18 protein-coding genes are annotated in these 17,435 nt (G+C 68.6%); 12 read left to right on the plus strand and 6 right to left on the minus strand.

Annotated features, from left to right (window positions below; genetic code table 11):
• From DBO33_RS17270 to DBO33_RS17280, 3 genes are read left to right on the plus strand one after another with little or no spacing between them, the layout of a single operon-like run.
• Window positions 1–1,581, plus strand: coding sequence for an acyl-CoA carboxylase subunit beta (locus DBO33_RS17270; protein ID WP_107655955.1), 1,581 nt, complete (start codon window positions 1–3; stop codon window positions 1,579–1,581).
• A complete protein-coding gene (locus tag DBO33_RS17275; RefSeq protein ID WP_107655956.1) occupies window positions 1,578–1,790 on the plus strand; it encodes an acyl-CoA carboxylase subunit epsilon in 213 nt (70 codons plus the stop codon). Before DBO33_RS17270 ends, DBO33_RS17275 begins: the two co-directional genes overlap by 4 nt.
• 38 nt (window positions 1,791–1,828) lie before the next feature.
• Entirely contained in the window at window positions 1,829–2,986 is a 1,158-nt protein-coding gene (locus DBO33_RS17280) for an acyl-CoA dehydrogenase family protein (RefSeq protein WP_107655957.1), read from the plus strand.
• Between the two features lie 62 nt (window positions 2,987–3,048).
• Here DBO33_RS17280 and DBO33_RS17285 read toward each other — a convergent pair whose 3' ends face one another.
• Genes DBO33_RS17285 through DBO33_RS17295 form a run of 3 tightly spaced genes read right to left on the minus strand, consistent with a single transcriptional unit; the run spans window position 3,049 to window position 5,509 of the window.
• Complete coding sequence (locus DBO33_RS17285; protein WP_234390889.1) at window positions 3,049–3,942, minus strand: ABC transporter permease subunit; 894 nt, start codon at window positions 3,940–3,942, stop codon at window positions 3,049–3,051.
• Window positions 3,939–4,946, minus strand: a complete 1,008-nt coding sequence (locus DBO33_RS17290) for an ABC transporter ATP-binding protein (protein ID WP_107655958.1) — start codon at window positions 4,944–4,946, stop codon at window positions 3,939–3,941. Before DBO33_RS17290 ends, DBO33_RS17285 begins: the two co-directional genes overlap by 4 nt.
• On the minus strand, window positions 4,943–5,509 hold the full coding sequence (locus tag DBO33_RS17295) for a TetR/AcrR family transcriptional regulator (protein WP_107655959.1): 567 nt from the start codon (window positions 5,507–5,509) through the stop codon (window positions 4,943–4,945). Before DBO33_RS17295 ends, DBO33_RS17290 begins: the two co-directional genes overlap by 4 nt.
• Window positions 5,510–5,598: 89 nt before the next feature.
• Between DBO33_RS17295 and DBO33_RS17300 the strand changes: the two genes are divergently transcribed.
• Window positions 5,599–7,011, plus strand: coding sequence for an MFS transporter (locus DBO33_RS17300; protein WP_107655960.1), 1,413 nt, complete (start codon window positions 5,599–5,601; stop codon window positions 7,009–7,011).
• A 78-nt stretch (window positions 7,012–7,089) separates the two neighbouring features.
• On the opposite strand, the gene DBO33_RS17305 is transcribed toward DBO33_RS17300, so the two are convergent.
• Both DBO33_RS17305 and DBO33_RS17310 read right to left on the minus strand, forming a co-directional pair.
• Window positions 7,090–8,478: an FAD-binding oxidoreductase gene (locus DBO33_RS17305; RefSeq protein WP_107655961.1), complete on the minus strand. Its 1,389-nt coding sequence runs from the start codon at window positions 8,476–8,478 to the stop codon at window positions 7,090–7,092.
• Between the two features lie 36 nt (window positions 8,479–8,514).
• Complete coding sequence (locus DBO33_RS17310) at window positions 8,515–10,092, minus strand: aspartate aminotransferase family protein (protein ID WP_199856672.1); 1,578 nt, start codon at window positions 10,090–10,092, stop codon at window positions 8,515–8,517.
• Window positions 10,093–10,335: 243 nt separating this feature from the next.
• Between DBO33_RS17310 and DBO33_RS17315 the strand changes: the two genes are divergently transcribed.
• Together DBO33_RS17315 and DBO33_RS17320 are read left to right on the plus strand one after the other, a co-directional pair.
• The gene (locus DBO33_RS17315; RefSeq protein WP_107660349.1) at window positions 10,336–11,637 is read left to right on the plus strand and encodes an FAD-dependent oxidoreductase; all 1,302 of its coding nucleotides are present in this window, start codon (window positions 10,336–10,338) and stop codon (window positions 11,635–11,637) included.
• A 27-nt stretch (window positions 11,638–11,664) separates the two neighbouring features.
• Window positions 11,665–12,441 (plus strand): thioesterase II family protein, encoded by a 777-nt coding sequence (locus tag DBO33_RS17320; protein WP_107655962.1) that lies wholly within the window; start codon window positions 11,665–11,667, stop codon window positions 12,439–12,441.
• Window positions 12,442–12,491: 50 nt separating this feature from the next.
• On the opposite strand, the gene DBO33_RS17325 is transcribed toward DBO33_RS17320, so the two are convergent.
• Window positions 12,492–13,088, minus strand: coding sequence for a TetR/AcrR family transcriptional regulator (locus DBO33_RS17325; protein WP_107655963.1), 597 nt, complete (start codon window positions 13,086–13,088; stop codon window positions 12,492–12,494).
• Window positions 13,089–13,312: 224 nt separating this feature from the next.
• Between DBO33_RS17325 and DBO33_RS17330 the strand changes: the two genes are divergently transcribed.
• The 6 genes from DBO33_RS17330 (at window position 13,313) to DBO33_RS17355 (ending at window position 17,394) form a co-directional block, all read left to right on the plus strand.
• Window positions 13,313–14,083 (plus strand): 3-oxoacyl-ACP reductase family protein, encoded by a 771-nt coding sequence (locus DBO33_RS17330; RefSeq protein WP_107655964.1) that lies wholly within the window; start codon window positions 13,313–13,315, stop codon window positions 14,081–14,083.
• 63 nt (window positions 14,084–14,146) lie between these two features.
• A complete protein-coding gene (locus DBO33_RS17335) occupies window positions 14,147–14,431 on the plus strand; it encodes an acyl carrier protein (RefSeq protein ID WP_107655965.1) in 285 nt (94 codons plus the stop codon).
• Complete coding sequence (locus tag DBO33_RS17340) at window positions 14,428–15,633, plus strand: beta-ketoacyl-[acyl-carrier-protein] synthase family protein (protein ID WP_199856673.1); 1,206 nt, start codon at window positions 14,428–14,430, stop codon at window positions 15,631–15,633. Before DBO33_RS17335 ends, DBO33_RS17340 begins: the two co-directional genes overlap by 4 nt.
• Window positions 15,630–16,658 carry a beta-ketoacyl synthase N-terminal-like domain-containing protein gene (locus DBO33_RS17345; protein ID WP_107655967.1) on the plus strand — a complete coding sequence of 343 codons (1,029 nt, stop codon included), beginning with the start codon at window positions 15,630–15,632 and terminating at the stop codon, window positions 16,656–16,658. The genes DBO33_RS17340 and DBO33_RS17345 overlap by 4 nt, the downstream gene beginning before the upstream one ends.
• A complete protein-coding gene (locus DBO33_RS17350) occupies window positions 16,634–16,987 on the plus strand; it encodes a hotdog family protein (protein ID WP_107655968.1) in 354 nt (117 codons plus the stop codon). Before DBO33_RS17345 ends, DBO33_RS17350 begins: the two co-directional genes overlap by 25 nt.
• On the plus strand, window positions 16,984–17,394 hold the full coding sequence (locus tag DBO33_RS17355) for a 3-hydroxyacyl-ACP dehydratase FabZ family protein (RefSeq protein WP_107655969.1): 411 nt from the start codon (window positions 16,984–16,986) through the stop codon (window positions 17,392–17,394). The genes DBO33_RS17350 and DBO33_RS17355 overlap by 4 nt, the downstream gene beginning before the upstream one ends.
• The last annotated feature ends 41 nt before the right edge of the window (window positions 17,395–17,435 follow it).

Here is a 17,435-nt window from a genome sequence, read left to right on the forward strand (position 1 = left end):
GTGACCATCCTCGATGACACCCCGCACGGCACCGGCGCGGCCGACCGGCTCGCGGAATTGCACGAATACCGGGCCAAGGCCCGCCAGGGGCCCGATCCGAAGGCCACCGAACGCCAGCACGCCAAGGGCAAGCTCACCGCGCACGAACGCGTCGAACTGCTGCTGGACGCGGGTTCGTTCCAGGAGATCGAGCCGCTGCGCAGGCATCGCGCCACCGGTTTCGGGCTGGAGGATCGCAAACCCTTCTCCGACGGTGTGATCACCGGCTGGGGCACGGTCTACGGCCGCCCGGTGTTCGTCTACGCGCACGACTTCCGGATCTTCGGCGGCGCGCTCGGCGAGGCGCACGCCGCCAAGATCCACAAGGTGATGGATCTCGCGATCCAGGCGGGCGCACCGCTGGTCTCGCTCAATGACGGTGCGGGCGCGCGCATTCAGGAGGGCGTCACGGCGCTGGCCGGCTACGGCGGCATCTTCCGGCGCAATACCCAAGCGTCCGGGGTCATTCCGCAGATCAGCGTGATGCTCGGGCCGTGTGCGGGTGGTGCCGCCTACTCGCCCGCGCTCACCGATTTCGTATTCATGGTGCGCGGCATCTCGCAGATGTTCATCACCGGCCCCGATGTGGTGCAGGCGGTTACCGGCGAGCAGATCAGCCAGGACGGCCTCGGCGGCAGCGACGTGCACGGCACCGATTCCGGGGTGGCGACGTTCGTCTACGACGACGAGCAGAGCTGCCTCGAGGGCGTCCGCTATCTGCTCTCGCTGCTGCCCGCCAACAACCGCGAGCTGCCACCGAGCGCTCCCGTCGCCGACCCGCCGGATCGGCGCACCGAGCAGCTCAACGACCTGGTGCCCGCGGATTCCCGGGTGCCCTACGACATTCGGCACGTCATCGAGCAGATCGTCGACGACGGCGAGTACTTCGAGGTGCATACGGCCTGGGCGCCGAACATCGTCTGCGCGCTGACCAGATTGGCCGGGCAGGTCGTCGGCGTGGTCGGCAACCAGCCCAACGCGATGGTCGGCGCGCTGGACATCCAGGCCAGCGAGAAGGCGGCGCGGTTCGTCCAGTTCTGCGACGCGTTCAACATCCCCATCGTCACCTTGGTCGACGTGCCCGGCTTCCTGCCCGGCGTGGACCAGGAGCACGGCGGGATCATCCGGCACGGCGCGAAACTGCTCTACGCGTACTGCAATGCCACCGTGCCCAGGGTTTCGCTGGTGCTGCGCAAGGCTTATGGCGGCGCCTACATCGTCATGGACTCCCGGTCCATCGGCACCGATCTCGCGCTGGCCTGGCCGACCAACGAGATCGCCGTGATGGGCGCGGAGGCCGCGGCGAACGTCATCTTCCGCAGGCAGATCGCGGCCTCGGACAATCCGGAAGCCACCAGGGCGCGGCTGGTCAAGGAGTACAAGTCCGAGCTGATGCATCCGTACTACGCCGCCGAGCGCGGGCTGGTGGACGACGTGATCGATCCGTCGCAGACCAGGATCGTGCTCATCAGGGCGCTGGCGATGCTGCGCACCAAACACGCGCCGCTGCCGAGCCGCAAACACGGAAATCCGCCGCAATGACGCAGCACCTCGCGCTCCGTATCGAACGAGGATGCCCGGACGACGCCGAAATCGCGGCGCTGACCGTCGTCCTCGTCGCGCTCCAGACTTCGACTGTGCCCCTGGAGATTTCGGATCCCGCGCCGTCGTGGTGGCGGGTCGGCGGCGACGCGCCCGCCGCGGGTTCCTGGTCTGCTCGGCAACCGCCGTCCTGGCAGGCGCAGCACTGAATTTCACACCGATCACGCAGAACCGAGGAAGGGCGGTCATGATGCCGGAAACACTGGAAACTGTGCGCGAATTCGTCGGCACGGAACTGGAAGGCAAGCGGGAATACCTCGATTCGCTGGCCGAGGCGCCGCTGCCGATATACGAGAAGTTCGCCGACACCGGGCTCGCCAACTGGTGGCTGCCCACCGAATACGGCGGCGCCGGACTGAGTCTCACCGACAGCGTGGCCATCACGAACGAACTCGCCTACGGCGACGCGGGCGCGGCCTTCACCTTGTTCATCTCGGTGCTCGGGACCAGCATCGTATCCCTGTACGGCTCGGCCGAACTCAAGGACCGTTACCTCGCGCCGATGGCCAAGCAGGGCAGCTTCTGCGCCACCCTCGGCAGCGAGCGCAACGCGGGCAGCGAGCTCGCCAAGATCGAGACCACCGTCTCGCGCTCCGGTGACGAGCTCGTGCTGACGGGGGAGAAGTACTTCTCCACCAACTCCGGCTTCGCCGATTTCCTCGTCGTCATCGCGCGCTCGGCCGAGGACCCCAGCGACTACTGCGCCGTGCTCGTCCCCGCCGACACCCCCGGCGTGCGAGTGGTGAAGCGCTGGGACATGCTCGGCCTGCGCGCGTCGGGCACCTATCAGATCAGCCTGGACAACTGCCGGGTGCCCGCGGCGAACCAGCTGCGCGGTTCCGGGTTGCGCCTGCTGGAGGTCGGCCTCAACGCGAGCCGCATCCTCATCGCGACCACCGGCCTCGGTATCGCACGGCGGATCCGGGACCTGTGCATGGATTACGCCAAGACCAAGCCGTTCCGGGACTCGACGTTGCTCGCCGCGCCGGTGTTCGCCGCCAAGCTCGGCCAGATGGAGATGCAGATCGACGTGATGAAGAGTCACCTGCACGCGGCGGCCGGGCAGTACGACGCCATCATGAACGGACCGGATCCGGCCGAAACCTTCGCCAGGATCGGCACCTTGAAGTCCGCGGTCACCGCGAAGATGTTCTGCGGCCAGGCGGGCTGGGACATCGCGAGCGTCGGCTCGGAGATGTTCGGCGGTCTCGGCTACACCCACGAGTCGCCGATCGGCAAGCTGCTGCGGGATATGCGCTACGTCTCGATCGTGGAGGGCGGCGACGATGTACTGCGGGATCTGGTCTTCAGTCGCTACGTGGTGCCGGTGTCGCGCCGGTCTTGAGCCCTGCGTGCCTGCTATGCGCCGACCGTGCCGCACCCCGATGGCGGCACGGTCGACGTTTCTCAGCTGTCCTTCGTTTTGAGCCGCAGGTAGGCCAGCGACAGCCCGACACCGATGTAGCAGAGCGCGCACAGCACGCTCTGCAGCAGTGCGTCGGTCGGCATCGGATCGCGCAGCACATCACCGACCGCGTTCCAGGACTCGGTGAGCAGGAACGGATGCAGCCAGTCCAGCGGGGACAGCATGGTCAGCAGGGTGGACAGCGCGGTGCCGCCGAGGACCGCGATGACCACGATCAGCGGGTGGTCGGTGCACGCCGAGATCGCCAGGGCCACCGCTCCGACCGCGAGCAGCTGCAACGTCACCCAGACGACGGCGATCATGATCTGGCCGAGCGCGGCCCAGAAGGTGACACTGCTGCCGGACAGGCTGTATGTCGCGTGCGTTCCGAACATCACCAGACCGGCGGCGAAGCCGGACAGCGCCATCGGCAGGGTCGCGGCCAGCACGACGACGGCGACGCCGGCCGCCTTGACCGCGAGCAGCCTGCCCCGGCTCACCGGCGCGAGCAGCCAGCCGCGCAGCGTGCCGTGCGCCGCCTCGCCCGCCAGCGCGTCCGCGCCCGCCATCGCGGCGGTGAGCGGCATTCCGGTGGTCAGCGCGATGACGATCACGGCGATGGGGAGTGCGAACGCGTTGTCGACAGCGGCGGGCAGCAGACCGGAACCCGGCCCCGCGTGCGGGCTCGTGGACGGTTCGGCGAACAACAGGCTGATCCCGACGGCGATCGGGATGAACGGCAGCACGCCGAGCATCATGAGGTTGCGCGGCCTGCGGAAGATCCAGCGCAGCTCCGCGCGCAGCAGCCTGGTGAACGCCACCGAGCCCCTGGTCGTGGCGGCCGTGGTCGCGGCCGTCATCTCGTAGCTGCCTGATATGGCCTCTGTGTTGATCATGCCGATCGCCCCTCGTCCATCGCGGACCACAGGTCCGTCGGTTCCGCACCCTCGGTCAACCTGGCGAACATCGCGTCGAGCCCGGTGCGGGCGCGGGTGGCCTCGTAGATCGACACCTCACCGCGGACCAGGATGCGCAGCACCGCGGGCGCGTCGGTCGCGCTCAGGTCGATCCGGACACCCTCCGGCACGAGCAGGCTCGGTATCCGGTTCTCCCGCAGCAGCGCAACGGCTTTCGTGCCGTCCGGGGTGGAGACGATGAGCGAGGGACCGCCCGCCTCCAGCAACTCACCCATCTCGCCCTGCGCCACCAGGGTGCCGTTGTGCAACACCGCGACGTGGGTGCAGGTGGCCTCCACCTCGGCGAGCAGATGCGAGGACACCACCACGGTCACGCCCTCGGCGTGCAGCTCCGCGATGATCTTGCGGACCTCCCGGATGCCCGCCGGATCGAGGCCGTTGGTCGGTTCGTCGAGGATCACCAGCCGCCGGGGCGCCAGCAGCGCGGCCGCGAGCCCGAGTCGCTGCTTCATCCCGAGTGAATAGCCGCGGTAGCGCCGATCGGCGGCCTGCTCGAGGCCGACCCGCGCCAGCGCGGCCGTCACCGCGCTGGGGATCTGCGCGGTGGTCAGTCCGGGTTCGGCGGCGCCGAGCCTGCGCAGGTTCTCCCGCCCGGACAAGAACGGGTGAAAGCCCGGCCCCTCGACGAGCGCGCCGACCTCGGGCAGTGCGGCGGACGCGGCCTCGGGCATCCGGTGCCCGAGCAGCTCCACCTCGCCCGAGGTCGGCCTGCCCAGTCCGAGCAGCATGCGCAGGGTGGTCGTCTTACCGGACCCGTTCGGCCCGAGCATGCCGAGCACCGAGCCCTCCGGCACCCGCAGGTCCACCTGGTCCACCGCGACCGTGCCGCGATACACCTTGCGTAAACCGTTGGTACGGGCCGCGAACGGGCCGGTGAGGCCTGCGTTCGGCAGCCGGTCGCCTGCGATGGTCGCGAGCGTCATTTCCCCTCCAGCGCCTCGTAGTCATTGGTGAAATTGGGAATCGAGTCGATGATTTCGGTCATCCAGGGTTCGGCGGGCACCGGGTTCGGGCCGACGATGCGCAGCGAGGACATGACCGTGAGCAGCATGCCGTTGGCGAGGAAGGCGCGAACCTCCGCCGGTGACGAGTTGGTGAGGTCCCTGATGAGTCGATAGATCCGGCCGTAGCGGTCCCGGACCACGGCGCCGATCTCCGGATCGGAACTGGCCGCGAAGCCGTGCAGCAGCATGGCCATCAGTTCCCGCTCGGCCAGCATCATCCGGTCGTAGGCGGGCGCGAGATCGCTGAGTTCGGTGCCGGCGTCGCGGAATATCTGCTCGACCCGGTCCGCCGCCCGCTCGACCCCCGCGATGAAAAGCCGCTGTTTGGAGCCGAAGAGCCTGATCACATAGGGCTGCGAGACGCTGGCCAGCCGCGCGACGTCGTCGGTCGTCGTGCCCGCGTAACCCGCGATCGAGAACGCGCCGATGGCGGCGGTCACCAGCTGTTCGGTGCGCTCGGCGGCGGTCAGCCGTTTGGTCATCGAGCCTCCTGATCGACTCCGTTGACATGTTATCAGTCGATAGCTACTTTACTTAGTTATCAGCGGATCACAACTACGAAAGTTGCTTCATGGCTGCGCTGGAAACCCCCACGAATACGACGCGGACCGACCCGCCCGAAACGGGACACCGCCCGCTCGCCGCCGTCCTCGCCGCGGTCAGCATCCCGCTGTTCATGGTCACGTTGGACAATCTGGTCGTCACGACGGCCCTGCCGGTGATCAAGACCGAGCTGAACGCCTCGCTCGGGGACCTGCAGTGGTTCGTCAACGCCTACACCCTGCCCTTCGCCGCACTGCTGCTCACTGCGTCCTCACTGGGCGACCGGTTCGGCCGAAAGCGCCTCTTCCTGCTCGGCATCGCGGTCTTCACGGTGGCCTCGGCCGCCTGCGGTCTGGCCACCGAGCCGTGGATGCTGATCACCGCGCGAGCGCTCCAGGGCGTGGCCGGCGCGGCCGTGATGCCGCTCTCGCTGACCCTGCTCAGTGACGCCATCCCGGCCAGGCAACGTGACGCCGCGGTGGGCATCTGGGGCGGGCTGAGCGGTCTCGGCATCGCGGTCGGCCCCGTCGTCGGCGGCGCCGTCGCGAACGGCCTGGACTGGACCTGGATCTTCTGGCTGAACGTGCCCGTCGGCCTGCTCGCGCTGCCGCTGGCCGCGTACGTGCTGCGCGAATCACGCGGCGGCGCGGCCAAATTGGACCCGCTCGGCCTGGTACTCGCGACCGCCGCGGTGTTCGCCCTGATCTGGGGCATCATCCACGGCTCGGACCACGGCTGGACGCAGACCACGGTGCTCGTCTCGCTCACCCTCGGCGTGCTGCTGCTGATCGCCTTCGTGCTGGCCGAGAGCCGGGCCGAGGCGCCGATGCTGCCGCTGCGGCTGTTCCGATCGCGCGGTTTCACGGTGGTGAACATCGTCGCGTTCGTCTTCTCCTTCGGCGCGTTCGGCGCGGTGTTCCTGCTGGCCCAGTTCTTCCAGATCGTGCAGGGACTCAGCCCGCTCGACGCGGGGCTGCGGACGCTGCCGTGGACGGCGGCGCCGATGGTGGTCGCGCCGCTGTCCGGATTCCTGGTGAGCAAGTTCGGCTCGCGCATACTGATCGTGACCGGCATGGCGCTGCTCGCGATCGGGCTCGGCTGGATCGCGCTGACCAACAAGGCGGATATCGCATACTCGGCCATGGTCATTCCGTTCGTCCTCGCCGGCCTGGGCACCGGCTTGACGTTCTCACCGATGAGCATGATGGCGCTGGCCAGCGTGCCCGAGGGAGACCAGGGGATCGCCTCCGGTTCCTACAACACCGTGCGCGAGTTCGGTGTCGCTTTCGGTGTCGCCGTGCTGGCTTCGGTGTTCGCTAGCTTCGGCGGTTATGCCTCGTTCGTGGCCGGCCTGGTGCCCGCGGTCGCGGTCGGCGCCGTCGTGGTTGCCGTCGGTTTCGTGCTCGCCCTGTTCCTGCCGAAGGGCCGCAACCCGCACTGACCCGACGCCGATGGGCCTGTTCCCGTTGGGGGACAGGCCCATTGCGCGTTCCCGGCATCGTCGGCGGGAACTTCCCGGCTACGCTGGCGGGATATTGTGGTTGACCCGGAAGATGTTCTTCGGGTCGTGGGTGGTCTTGAGCGCGACGAGCCGCTCGTAGTCGCCCTCGTCGTAGGCCCCGCGGACGCTGTCCGGCCCGATGTCCAGATGACCGAGGAAGTTCAGGAAACTGCGCCCCGGACTCCACGGAGCCATCCGCTTCAGCAGCAGCTCCAGGTTCTCCTCGATCGCCTCCGTGCCCGCCGGGGTACCGACCCCGACGCCGGACAGCACGAACGGCCACTCCCGGTTGCCGACGGCGTTCGGCGGGCCGAGCCGCCGGGCCAGCGCGCCACCGAGGTGCCGGAGTTCCACCAGCAACAGCGGGCTGTCGCTCGCCGGTCCGGCCAGTTCCACCATCGCGTCGACGGCGGCCTCGTCCAGCTCGCGCAGGAACGTTCCGCGGTCCAGCAGATACAGCGGATCGGTCGGGTCCTGGTGGATCGTGTGTACCTGGGTGTAGGGCATCTCCATGACCATGTCGAAGATCGGCGGCGCGCTCTCCCGCAGCGGAGTGAGCAGCCGCGCGCCCTCCTCGGCCGAGCCGAGGTAAGCGACCCGCAGGTGCACGACGAACTGACCGCGCAGCGGCTCCGGCATCGCCGGATCCGGCGGAATCCGCAGCAGCCCCACCGAAGACGACATCTCGTCCGGAATATCGGTCACCCACTGCCGGTACGCGTGCAGCACGTCGGCGGCGTGCGCGCCGGGGAAGAAGATGCCGCCGCCGTAGAGCCGGGACACCTCGACCAGTTCGAATTCCAGCGAGGTGACCACACCGAAATTGCTCTTACCGCCGAGCAGTCCCCAGTAAAGCTCCGGCTCGTCGTCCGGGGTGACCCGGCGGATCGAACCATCCGCGGTCACCACCTCGAGCTCGCGGACCCGATCGGCGGCGAAGCCGAAGGCCCGGCCCAGCGGCCCGGCGCCGCCGCCGAGCGTGTAACCGACCACGCCGACCGTCGGCGAGGAACCATTGAGCGGCGCGAGGCCGTACTGCGAGGCCTCGTTGATCACGCACTCCCAGCGCACCCCGGCCTCGACCCGGGCGGTGCGCTGCTCCCGGTCGATGTGCAGCTCTTGCATCCGGCCGGTGTTGATCAGGATGCCGCCGTCGGCGGCGACCGACGCGGTATGTCCGGTGGCGAGCACCGCCACCGGTATGCCGTGGGTGCCCGCGAACCGCACCACGGCGGCGATATCGGCGGAGCCGGTCACCCCGACCACGAGCGCGGGCCGATGGTCGGCCGCGACATTGAACACCGCGCGTTCGGCGTCGTAGCCCTCTTCTCCCGGCCGGTGCACCGGCCCCTCCAGGTGCGGTCGGACCTCGGCGTCGAACCGCTCGATCCAGTCCAGATCACTCACGTCAGCGAGCCTTTCCTCGTTGGGTACGAATACTCGTCAGCCGAAGAGCCGCTGCTCGTCCTCGGTGCGCAGCACCTCGCAGATATCGCGCAACGCGGTCTCCAGCTGGTCTATCTCGGCGTCGCAGAGCTGGATCGACGGGGTGAACCGCAGCGTGTGCGGTGCGCTACCGGTCGGCAGCACCCGAACTCGGTGCCCGCGCAACAGGTATCCGGCGATGACGTAACCGATCACGCCCGCGTGCGCGAAGCCCGAGATCATCGGTGCGCTCGAACCGGTCAGGTCCTGGAACTCGAGGCCGAGCATCAGCCCCTTGCCCCTGACCTCTTTGACCGTGTTCGGGTTGTCCGCGGCGACCCGGTTCAACATGTCCCGCAGCGCATTGCCGCGCTCCTCGGCGAGCCGGTAGGCCTTACCGTCCTCGGCCTCGAGCAGTTCCAGCACCTTCAGCGCGATGGCGCTGGAGAACCCGTCCTTGGCGAAGGTGGAGCTGTGGATCAGCTCGAACTCCTTGCGGTAGTGCGCGCCGCGCACCAGCATCACCGAGTTCTTGGCGATACCGCCGCCGAGGCTCTTGGCCAAGACGTAGTAGTCGCCGTGCAGACCGACGTGCGAGCTGGCGAAGAACTTGCCGGAACGTCCCATGCCGCACTGGATCTCATCGAGGATCAGCGGGCAGTCCAGGGTGTCGCAGGCCTGCCGGACCGCGGCGGCGAACTCGGCCGTCACCGGCTTGATGCCGCCCTCACCCTGAATGGGCTCGAGCACGAACGCGCAGTAGGCCGGGAAGTCGCGCTCGACGAGGGCGGCCACGCCGTCGGTCAGCACGAGGTCGAGCAGCTGGGCCCGGCCCCGCGCGGCCACCTCGGCCACCGCCGCCGGATCGTTGAAGGGGACGAAGTCGGCGCGGGCGGCCATCGCCTCGAACGGGCCGCGGAAGCTCGCGTTGTGGGTGAGCTGCACGCTGCCGACCAGCTTGCCGTGGAACGCGCCCTCGACCGCGAGGAAACGCGGCGGGGTCGCGCTGGTCTCGGCGTTGCGGCGCTGCACCTCGGCGGCGACCTCCTCGAAACCCTCGATCCCGGTGCCGCTGAGGCCGAGCCGCGCGTAGGCGGCCTCGGCCACCGACGCGTCGCCGTTCTTGATGGCCGCCCGCACCTGCTCGACGTGCGAGCCGATCTCGTCGGTCAGCGCCGAGATCCGGGCGGTGCGGACGAACTCGGCATGCTTGAGCGAGGACTCGATGGCCTCGGCGCCGGTGCTGGCGAAAATCGCGAAATAGGGCTCGGTGCTGCCGGTTTCGCGGTGGATGATCGCGTTGAGCTGGTGCGCTACCCGATTGGCCGCGGCGTGGATGGCGATCGGCACGTACACGGGGGTCTGCGCGTCCAGGGTCGCCTTGGCGTGCGCGATGATCTCCGGGTTGCTGTGCCCGAGCAGCAGCGAGGCGTAGCCACCGACGAAGTCGGCGACCTGGACTTCCTCCTGCTGTGCGTCGAGGTGGTAGAGGCTGTTTCCCTCGGCCCGGACGTACTCGACATCGAGCTTGGCCATCGACAGGACCTCACGCATCTGAGGTTCTGCGAGTTCCAGGCCGTCGACAACGGAATCCATGCCATCTCCTCCAGTACGGCCGGCGGCCGCAATGTCGCGCGCGCCGGAAATTACCCTATGAATTTCCTGACTGTAACGACGGCCGGTAATCAGGCCGGTCAACAATCGGTCATCGCCCGGTAATCGCCATTTCGCACGGTCGGGTTGCCGACCGGTTATCGGTTAATGGGCAGGCCGTTGGACAGCGCGGCTAATTTGGGTTTAGCAGAAATGATCCGGAATTTCCACGAGGAGTTATTCGCGATGAATAGTGGACACGCGGTGGTACTCGGCGCCGGGATCGGAGGCCTGTGTGCCGCCAGGGTCGCCGCCGAACACTATGACCGGGTAACGGTGGTGGATCGAGATGTGCTGTGCGAGACCGCCGAACCGCGCCGCGGCGTGCCACAGGGCGAACACGCGCACGACCTGCTCGCGGGCGGTCAGCAGGCCGTCGAGGAGCTGTTCCCGGGGATCATGGACGAACTCGTCGCGGCCGGCGCGCCGCGCGGCGATCTGTCCCGGAATGTGCGGTGGTTATTCGGCGGCCGCCCCTTCGCCAAGGGCGATTCCGGGTTACCGGTGGTCGCCAGTTCGCGGCCGTTCCGCGAATTCCGTATTCGGGAAAGAGTGCGCGCGTTACCGCAGGTCGAACTGTACACCGGCACGAATATTCTGCGCCTGACCACGAGCACTGATCGGCGCGCGGTGACCGGTGTCCAGGTGCTGCGCGACGGCGTCGAACAAGAACTGGCCGCGGACCTGGTGATCGATACGACCGGCCGCGGCTCGCGCACGCCCGCCTGGCTCGCCGAGCTGGGTTATCCGCGGGTGAAAGAGGAGAAGCACCGCATCGACGTCGGCTACGTGACCTTCTACTGCCGTACTCCCGAGGACGCGCTCGGCGACGACATCGTGATCAATACCGTGGCCGGGCCGGATAATCCGACCGGGGGCAGCCTGCAGCGCGTCGACGGCGGCCGGGTCATCGCCACCGCCTACGGCGTGCTCGGCGGTGCCCCGCCCACCGATTTCGACGGCTTCCGCGAGTTCTGCAAGAAGTTCGCCGCACCGGACATGTACGAGGTGCTCGAGGTATCCGAACCCATCTCCGGCCCGATGCGGTACCGGTATCCGGCGAACCTGCGCAGGCATTACCAGCGGATGACCGACTTCCCCGCCGGACTTCTGGTGCTCGGCGACGCCGTGTGCAGCTTCAATCCCGTGTACGGGCACGGCATGTCGGTCTCCGCGATGGGCGCGCGGGTGTTGCGCAGGCACCTCGGCGCCGGGCGACCGGACGCGGCGGCGTTCTTCGCCGACTTGGCCGCGGAGGTCGTCGACGGGGTCTGGGAGATGGCGATCACCAGCGATCTGAGCCTGCCCGGGGTGCCCGGCGAGCGGCCGGACGAGCTGATGCAGATCATCGAGCACGTCGGGCACCTGCAGGACGCCGCGCACGAGAACGCCGAGGTCGCGATCGCCTGCCTGCGGGTGTTCGGCCTGGTCGACCCGCTGCCGGCGCTCATGGATCCCGCGCTGCTCGCCCATCTGCAGCCCACGTAGAGCCATCCGCCGCGAGAAGGAAAAGCTATGACACTGACAGATATTGATCGATGGACTGTGCGATTCATGCCGATGCCGCAGGCGCCGGTCCGATTGGTGTGTTTTCCGCATGCTGGTGGGGCGGCGAGCTCGTTCTTCACGCTGGCCAAGGCCCTCAGCCCGCGCGTCGAGGTGGTGGCGATCCAGTATCCGGGCAGGCAGAACCGCCGTAACGAGCCGGTGGTCGACTCGATCCACCGGCTCGCCGACTTGCTCGGCCCGGTCCTGGAGTCCTTGCGCGACAAGCCTTTAGCGCTGTTCGGTCACAGCATGGGCGCCGTGGTGGCCTACGAGGTCGCGCAAGCCGGAAACTTCGAGACCACGCGGCTGTTCGCGTCGGCGCGACGCGCACCGTCGACGTTCCGGCGCGGCACTGTGCATCTCGGCCGGGACCGCGACATCATCGACGAAATCCGGCGACTGAACGGCACCGCCGGTCGGGTGCTGGACGACGAAGAGATCCTGCGGTCAGCACTTCCGGTACTGCGTGGCGACTACAAGGCCATCGAGACCTATCGGCCGCGTCCCGGCAGCAGCATCGCCAGTCCCATCACCGCCTTGATCGGCCGGGACGACCCCGAGGTGAGCGTGGCGGAAGCGCGCGCCTGGGCGGCGCACACGACGGCCGAGTTCGACCTGCGGGTCTTCGAGGGCGGACACTTCTACAACGCCGCGAAAACGGTCGAGCTGGCGGACCTGATCGCGGACCAGGTCGGCGACCAGCCGCGGCACGAAATTGCCCGCAGCGCAGCCTTTCTGCCGTGACCGCACGCCGTACCCTCGTTCGAAGCCGGGGCGGGGGAACGGCGCGTCGGTCAGAGGCCGGTGCGCAGTCCGTGGATGAGCAGCTCTACCAGCTGGGCGTAGGTGGCCGCCGGGTCGGGGGTGCGAATGGCGTCGTTGAGCTCGAGCGACACGGCGCCGTGCAGCGCCGACCAGAACTGCTGGGCGCGTTCCACCGCGTCGCCCTCGGTGATCGCGCCGCGGGCGATGGCATAGCCGATATGGGCGACCAGTTCGTCGAACGTGCCGCTGGCGCTTTCCTGAACGGCCTTGTTGGCGAAGTGCTTACCGGCCGAGGGGTGGTGGAACATCATCTGGTAGTGCTGCGGGTGCTCGATGGCGAAGCGGCGGTATCCGATGGCCGACTCGCGCAGCCGGGTGAGCGGTTCGGCATCGGCGGGCGCGTGCACTTCGGCGCGCAGGCGCTGGAAGCCGCGGATGAGCAATTCGCATTCCAGGCCGTCCTTTCCGCTGAATCGGTTGTAGACGCCCATCGGCGCCACGCTGGCCTCGGCGGCGACCGCGCGCACGGTGACGCCGGCCAGACCGTCGCGGATCAGCACCACCTCGGCGGCCTCGATGAGCGCACGCTCGACGTCCTTGCTCGGGGTGCGGGCGCGGTCGGCCATAGCAGTGTGGCTCCTCGGTCGGGGGCGTCTGGACTTGTCAGCGTAACCGTTCGCCTCTGGTTGACGGTTAGACGGCGAATGTTGTAGAACAGTGTTACACAATAATAGCCCATCGTTCTATAGGGGGGCGGCGTGAACGCTCGAATTGCCCAGCGGGCCGGTGCGACAGCGTTTTTCGCGCTGTTCGCCTCGTGGGAACAGCGGAGCGCCACGGTGCGTGCGCGATGAAACTGGACGGCAAGGTCGCACTGGTCACCGGTGGCGCGCGCGGTATCGGCCGCGCGATCTGCCTGGCGCTGGCCGCCGAGGGCGCCGATGTCGCGGTGAATTACCGCAGCAGTGACGCGGCCGCGAAGGAGCTGGTCGCCGAGCTCGTGTCCGGGGGCAGGCGCGCCATCGCCGTGGCGGGTGACGTCGCCGATCCCGAAGCCGCGCACGAGATCACCAAGCGGGCGATCGCCGAGCTCGGCGGCCTGCACATCCTGGTCAACAACGCGGGCATCGCGAACGACAAGCTCATCTTCCACATGACCGCCGACGACTGGCAGTCGGTGATGGCGGTGAACTTCGGCGGCGTATTCAACGGCACCAAGGCGGTGCAGCAGCACTTCATGCGCCAGGGGGAGGGCGCGATCGTCAACATCTCCTCGGTGATGAGCGAGCGCGGCTGGGTCGGCCAGGCCAACTACGCCGCGTCCAAGGGCGCGATCAATGCGTTCACCCGCTGTGCCGCCATCGAATTCGCCCGATTCGGTATCCGAGTCAACGCGGTGCTGCCAGGTTTCACACCGACCGATCTGGTAGCGGAGCTGGTGGACAAGGGGACCAAAGGCATCAAGAAACAGGTTCCGCTGCGCGGGTTCGCCCGCGTCGAGGACATCGCGGGCATGGTCGTCCATCTGGCGGGCCCCGACGCCGCGTACACCACCGGCGCCACCATCTCCGTCGACGGCGGCGCGGGGGCCCAATTGGGTCTGGGCAGGCCCGAATGGTGAGCGGCAGCACGTATTTCCCACTCGACCCGCGCTGAAACCGCGCGGACACAGAGGAGCACGACAATGACGCAGAGTACCGAGATCGATGCCGATATCCGCGAGGCGATGGTCGATATCGTCGCCGGAGTCCTGGAACTCGAGGCCGCGGAGATTTCCTGGAACGGCGACTTCCGCGCGGACTATGACGCGGATTCGCTGCAGGGCATCCAGATCCTGGCCGCGCTGGAACGCCAATTCGGCATCGTCATCAGCCCGGAGCGCCTGCCCGAGATGGTGACCCTCGCCAGTACCTACGCGCTCGTGCTGGAGGCGCTGGCGGAGGCGGGCGGCGGGAACGGTGCCCGGTGAGACGGGTGGTGGTCACCGGGCTCGGCATCGCCAGCAGCATCGGTGTCGGCGCGGCGGAGTTCGCCGAAGCCCTGCGAGCCGGTCGATCCGGCGCGCATCCGATCACCGCCTTCCCGACCGAAGGTTTCGAGCACACCAACGCCTGTGAAGTGCTGGATTACCCAGCCGCGCAATGGATTCGCGAGCTCGACCCGGCGGAGCTGGGCCGGGCCACCCGGTTCGCCGTCGGTTGTGCCCGAATGGCCTTGGAAGACGCCGGAATTGCGGTGGCCGCGGCCCGCCTGCTGCGGTCGATCATCGCCGTCGGCACCACCAACGGCGAGAGCCGGGAGGTGGAAGTCCAGGTCGAGCACCAGCACGCCACCGGCACCGTGGCCATCGACCCCGGGGCCGCCCGCCGGCACCGGTCCAGCCGGATGTCGGTCGATATCGCCAGGGAGCTCGGTTGCACGCTGACCGAGGCGGTGACCATCCCCACCGCCTGCGCGGCGGGCAACTATGCCATCGGTTACGGATTCGAAGCCGTCGCCGCGGGCGATGCGGACCTGGCGCTGTGCGGCGGCGCGGATGCGCTCGGCCGCAACACCTTCGCCGGTTTCTATCGGCTCGGCACGATAGCGCCCGAGCTGTGCCGGCCGTTCGACCGGAACCGCAAGGGCATCCTCACCGGCGAGGGCGGCGCGATCCTGGTGCTGGAAACCCTCGATGCGGCGGTGGCCCGCGGCGCGCACATCTACGCCGAGCTGCTCGGCTACGGATTGTCCTGCGACGCAAGCCATCCGGTCGCACCCGAACGCGACAGCGTCGCCCGATGCATGACCAGGGCCCATGCCCAAGCGGGCATCACCCCGGACCAGGTGGACTTCATCTCCGCGCACGGTACGGGAACCAAAGCGAACGATCTCACCGAGGTGGCCGCCATTCGCCAGGTCTTCGGCGCCGCGCCGCCACCGACGGTCTCGATCAAATCGATGCTCGGGCACGCGATGGGCGCCGCCAGCGCACTGGCCGCGGCGGCCTGCGCGCTGTCGCTGTCCACCGGCTTCATCCCGCCGACGATCAATCACACCGAGCCGGACCCGGAGATCGACATCGATTGCGTCCCCAACACGGCACGCACCGCGGACCTGCGCATCGCCCAGAACAACGCACTCGCCTTCGGCGGCAACAACTCCGTTCTCATCATGGGGAGGCCGCGATGAGAACCCTCATCACCGCCTGGGCCGCGCACTCGCCGCTGGGCCGCGATGCCAACGCCCACATCAACGCGGCGCTCGGAGAGCCGGCGAGCGGTCCACGCCTGGTGCCCGGCTTCGACATCCGGGAAGCGCTGGGACGCAAGAAGACCCAGTCGATGGAGCGGGCCACCGGGCTGGCCGTGGCCGTGGTCGGGCAAGTGCTCGGCAGGCTCGGACTCGGTCCGGACGGACCGTTCTCGGACCCGGAGATCGGCCTGGTGCTCAGCGTCAGCGACAACATGCAGGCGGTCGTCGACTTCGCCGGCGACACCTGGAGTTACCCGAAGCCGTACCAGGTGGACCCCGGCAAGATCCCCGCGGGCCTGATGAACTTCCACGCCGGACAGTGCGCCATCTGGTATCAGCTGAAAGGGCCGAATGCCACGGTCTGCGGCAGCGACGCGGGCATGCTGTCGGCGCTCAACTACGCGCGCCGCCTGCAGCGCGGCGGCCACGCGCGGACCGTGCTCTGCGGCGCGGTCGAGGAGTACAGCCCGGCCCGGGCCGCCTACGAGGCGGCGAGCACCGAACCCGGCGCGCGTCGCCCGGCCGGTGAGGGCTGCGTCGTCTTCGCACTGGAAACGGCCGAGTCGGCGACCGTGGCGGCGTCGGCCCAGCCGCTCGCCGAGGTCCTCGCCGTGGAGTTCGGCGTCTACCTCGACGTCGGTGACGTCCGCTCGGCCCTGTCCGCCTGCATCGGCCGGGCGTTGGACCGCGCCGCGGTCAGCGCTGAGAAGGTACAGGCGGTGGCGCCGTCGCCAAGCATCGGCGCGCGCGGTAGCGCCGAACTGTCGGCGATCGCCGATGTGCTGGGCGAGGTCCGGCTCGCGACGGCCTGGCAGGACGCGCTCGGTGATACGCGGGCGGCCGCCGCAGGCTTCCAGATCTTGGAACTGCTCGTGACCCCCGGCGACCCGGGCCAGGTCGTGCTGGTGACGACCAGCGATGACGAAGGACGGGTCGCGTGCGCAGTGCTGCGAATCTGGTGATCCCGTTCGACTGGCGGTTCACCGAGATCGACCCGGACGCGTTGGCCACCACGGTGGACGCCGAGTCGGCGGTCTTCCTCGGTCACTTTCCCGATCATCCGGTGGTGCCGGGCGTATGCCTGATCGAGCTGGCCGATCGCGCCGCCCGCAACCGCGGTATGGCGGCGTCCGCGCTGGTGCGGATCGCGTCGGCCAAGTTCACCGACGCCGTATTGCCCGCGGATCGGCTGACCGTCCAGTTGTCCCGCGACGGGTCGAAGGTAACCGCCGTCGTGCGCACCGACCGCGGCGAGAACTGCCGGATAGTCCTGGATTACGAGGCGTCATGACGAAACCGATCGACCTGCTCCCGCATCGCTGGCCGCTGCTGCTCCTCGATCGGGTCTCGCATGTGCGGCCCGGCGAGAACCTTCGCGGATACCTGCGCATCAAGCCGGACGACCCCTGGTACGCGGACGAATTTCCGTGCTACCTGGTCCTGGAGTCCTGGCTGCAGGCGGCGGGGGTGCTGGCCCGCTGGGGCGGCGCCGACCCGGACGCCGCACTCCTGGTCGGCCGGCTGCACGACATCCGGCTCATCCGTCCCGCGTTCGCGGGGGAGACCGTGGTGCATCGGGTGGACATCGTGAAGGCCGCCGCCGGTGCGGCCATCTGCGCGGGCGTGAGCACCGTTGCGGGCGAACCGATTCTGGAGATCGGGCAAGTGGTGGTCAGCCTGCGCGGCGGCGCCCGATGACGGCGGCGCCCGCCACCCCCTCGACTACGGATCCTGCTGTC

The organism is Nocardia suismassiliense (genome assembly GCF_900269665.1).
Classification (GTDB): Bacteria; Actinomycetota; Actinomycetes; order Mycobacteriales; family Mycobacteriaceae; genus Nocardia; species Nocardia suismassiliense.

Coding starts and splice junctions, on each gene's coding strand:
- DBO33_RS17275 (WP_107655956.1), top strand. CDS start 1,578: ATGACGCAGCACCTCGCGCTCCGTATCGAACGAGGATGCCCGGACGAC.
- DBO33_RS17280 (WP_107655957.1), top strand. CDS start 1,829: ATGATGCCGGAAACACTGGAAACTGTGCGCGAATTCGTCGGCACGGAA.
- DBO33_RS17285 (WP_234390889.1), bottom strand. CDS start 3,942: ATGATCAACACAGAGGCCATATCAGGCAGCTACGAGATGACGGCCGCG.
- DBO33_RS17290 (WP_107655958.1), bottom strand. CDS start 4,946: ATGACGCTCGCGACCATCGCAGGCGACCGGCTGCCGAACGCAGGCCTC.
- DBO33_RS17295 (WP_107655959.1), bottom strand. CDS start 5,509: ATGACCAAACGGCTGACCGCCGCCGAGCGCACCGAACAGCTGGTGACC.
- DBO33_RS17300 (WP_107655960.1), top strand. CDS start 5,599: ATGGCTGCGCTGGAAACCCCCACGAATACGACGCGGACCGACCCGCCC.
- DBO33_RS17310 (WP_199856672.1), bottom strand. CDS start 10,092: ATGGATTCCGTTGTCGACGGCCTGGAACTCGCAGAACCTCAGATGCGT.
- DBO33_RS17315 (WP_107660349.1), top strand. CDS start 10,336: ATGAATAGTGGACACGCGGTGGTACTCGGCGCCGGGATCGGAGGCCTG.
- DBO33_RS17320 (WP_107655962.1), top strand. CDS start 11,665: ATGACACTGACAGATATTGATCGATGGACTGTGCGATTCATGCCGATG.
- DBO33_RS17325 (WP_107655963.1), bottom strand. CDS start 13,088: ATGGCCGACCGCGCCCGCACCCCGAGCAAGGACGTCGAGCGTGCGCTC.
- DBO33_RS17330 (WP_107655964.1), top strand. CDS start 13,313: ATGAAACTGGACGGCAAGGTCGCACTGGTCACCGGTGGCGCGCGCGGT.
- DBO33_RS17335 (WP_107655965.1), top strand. CDS start 14,147: ATGACGCAGAGTACCGAGATCGATGCCGATATCCGCGAGGCGATGGTC.
- DBO33_RS17345 (WP_107655967.1), top strand. CDS start 15,630: ATGAGAACCCTCATCACCGCCTGGGCCGCGCACTCGCCGCTGGGCCGC.
- DBO33_RS17355 (WP_107655969.1), top strand. CDS start 16,984: ATGACGAAACCGATCGACCTGCTCCCGCATCGCTGGCCGCTGCTGCTC.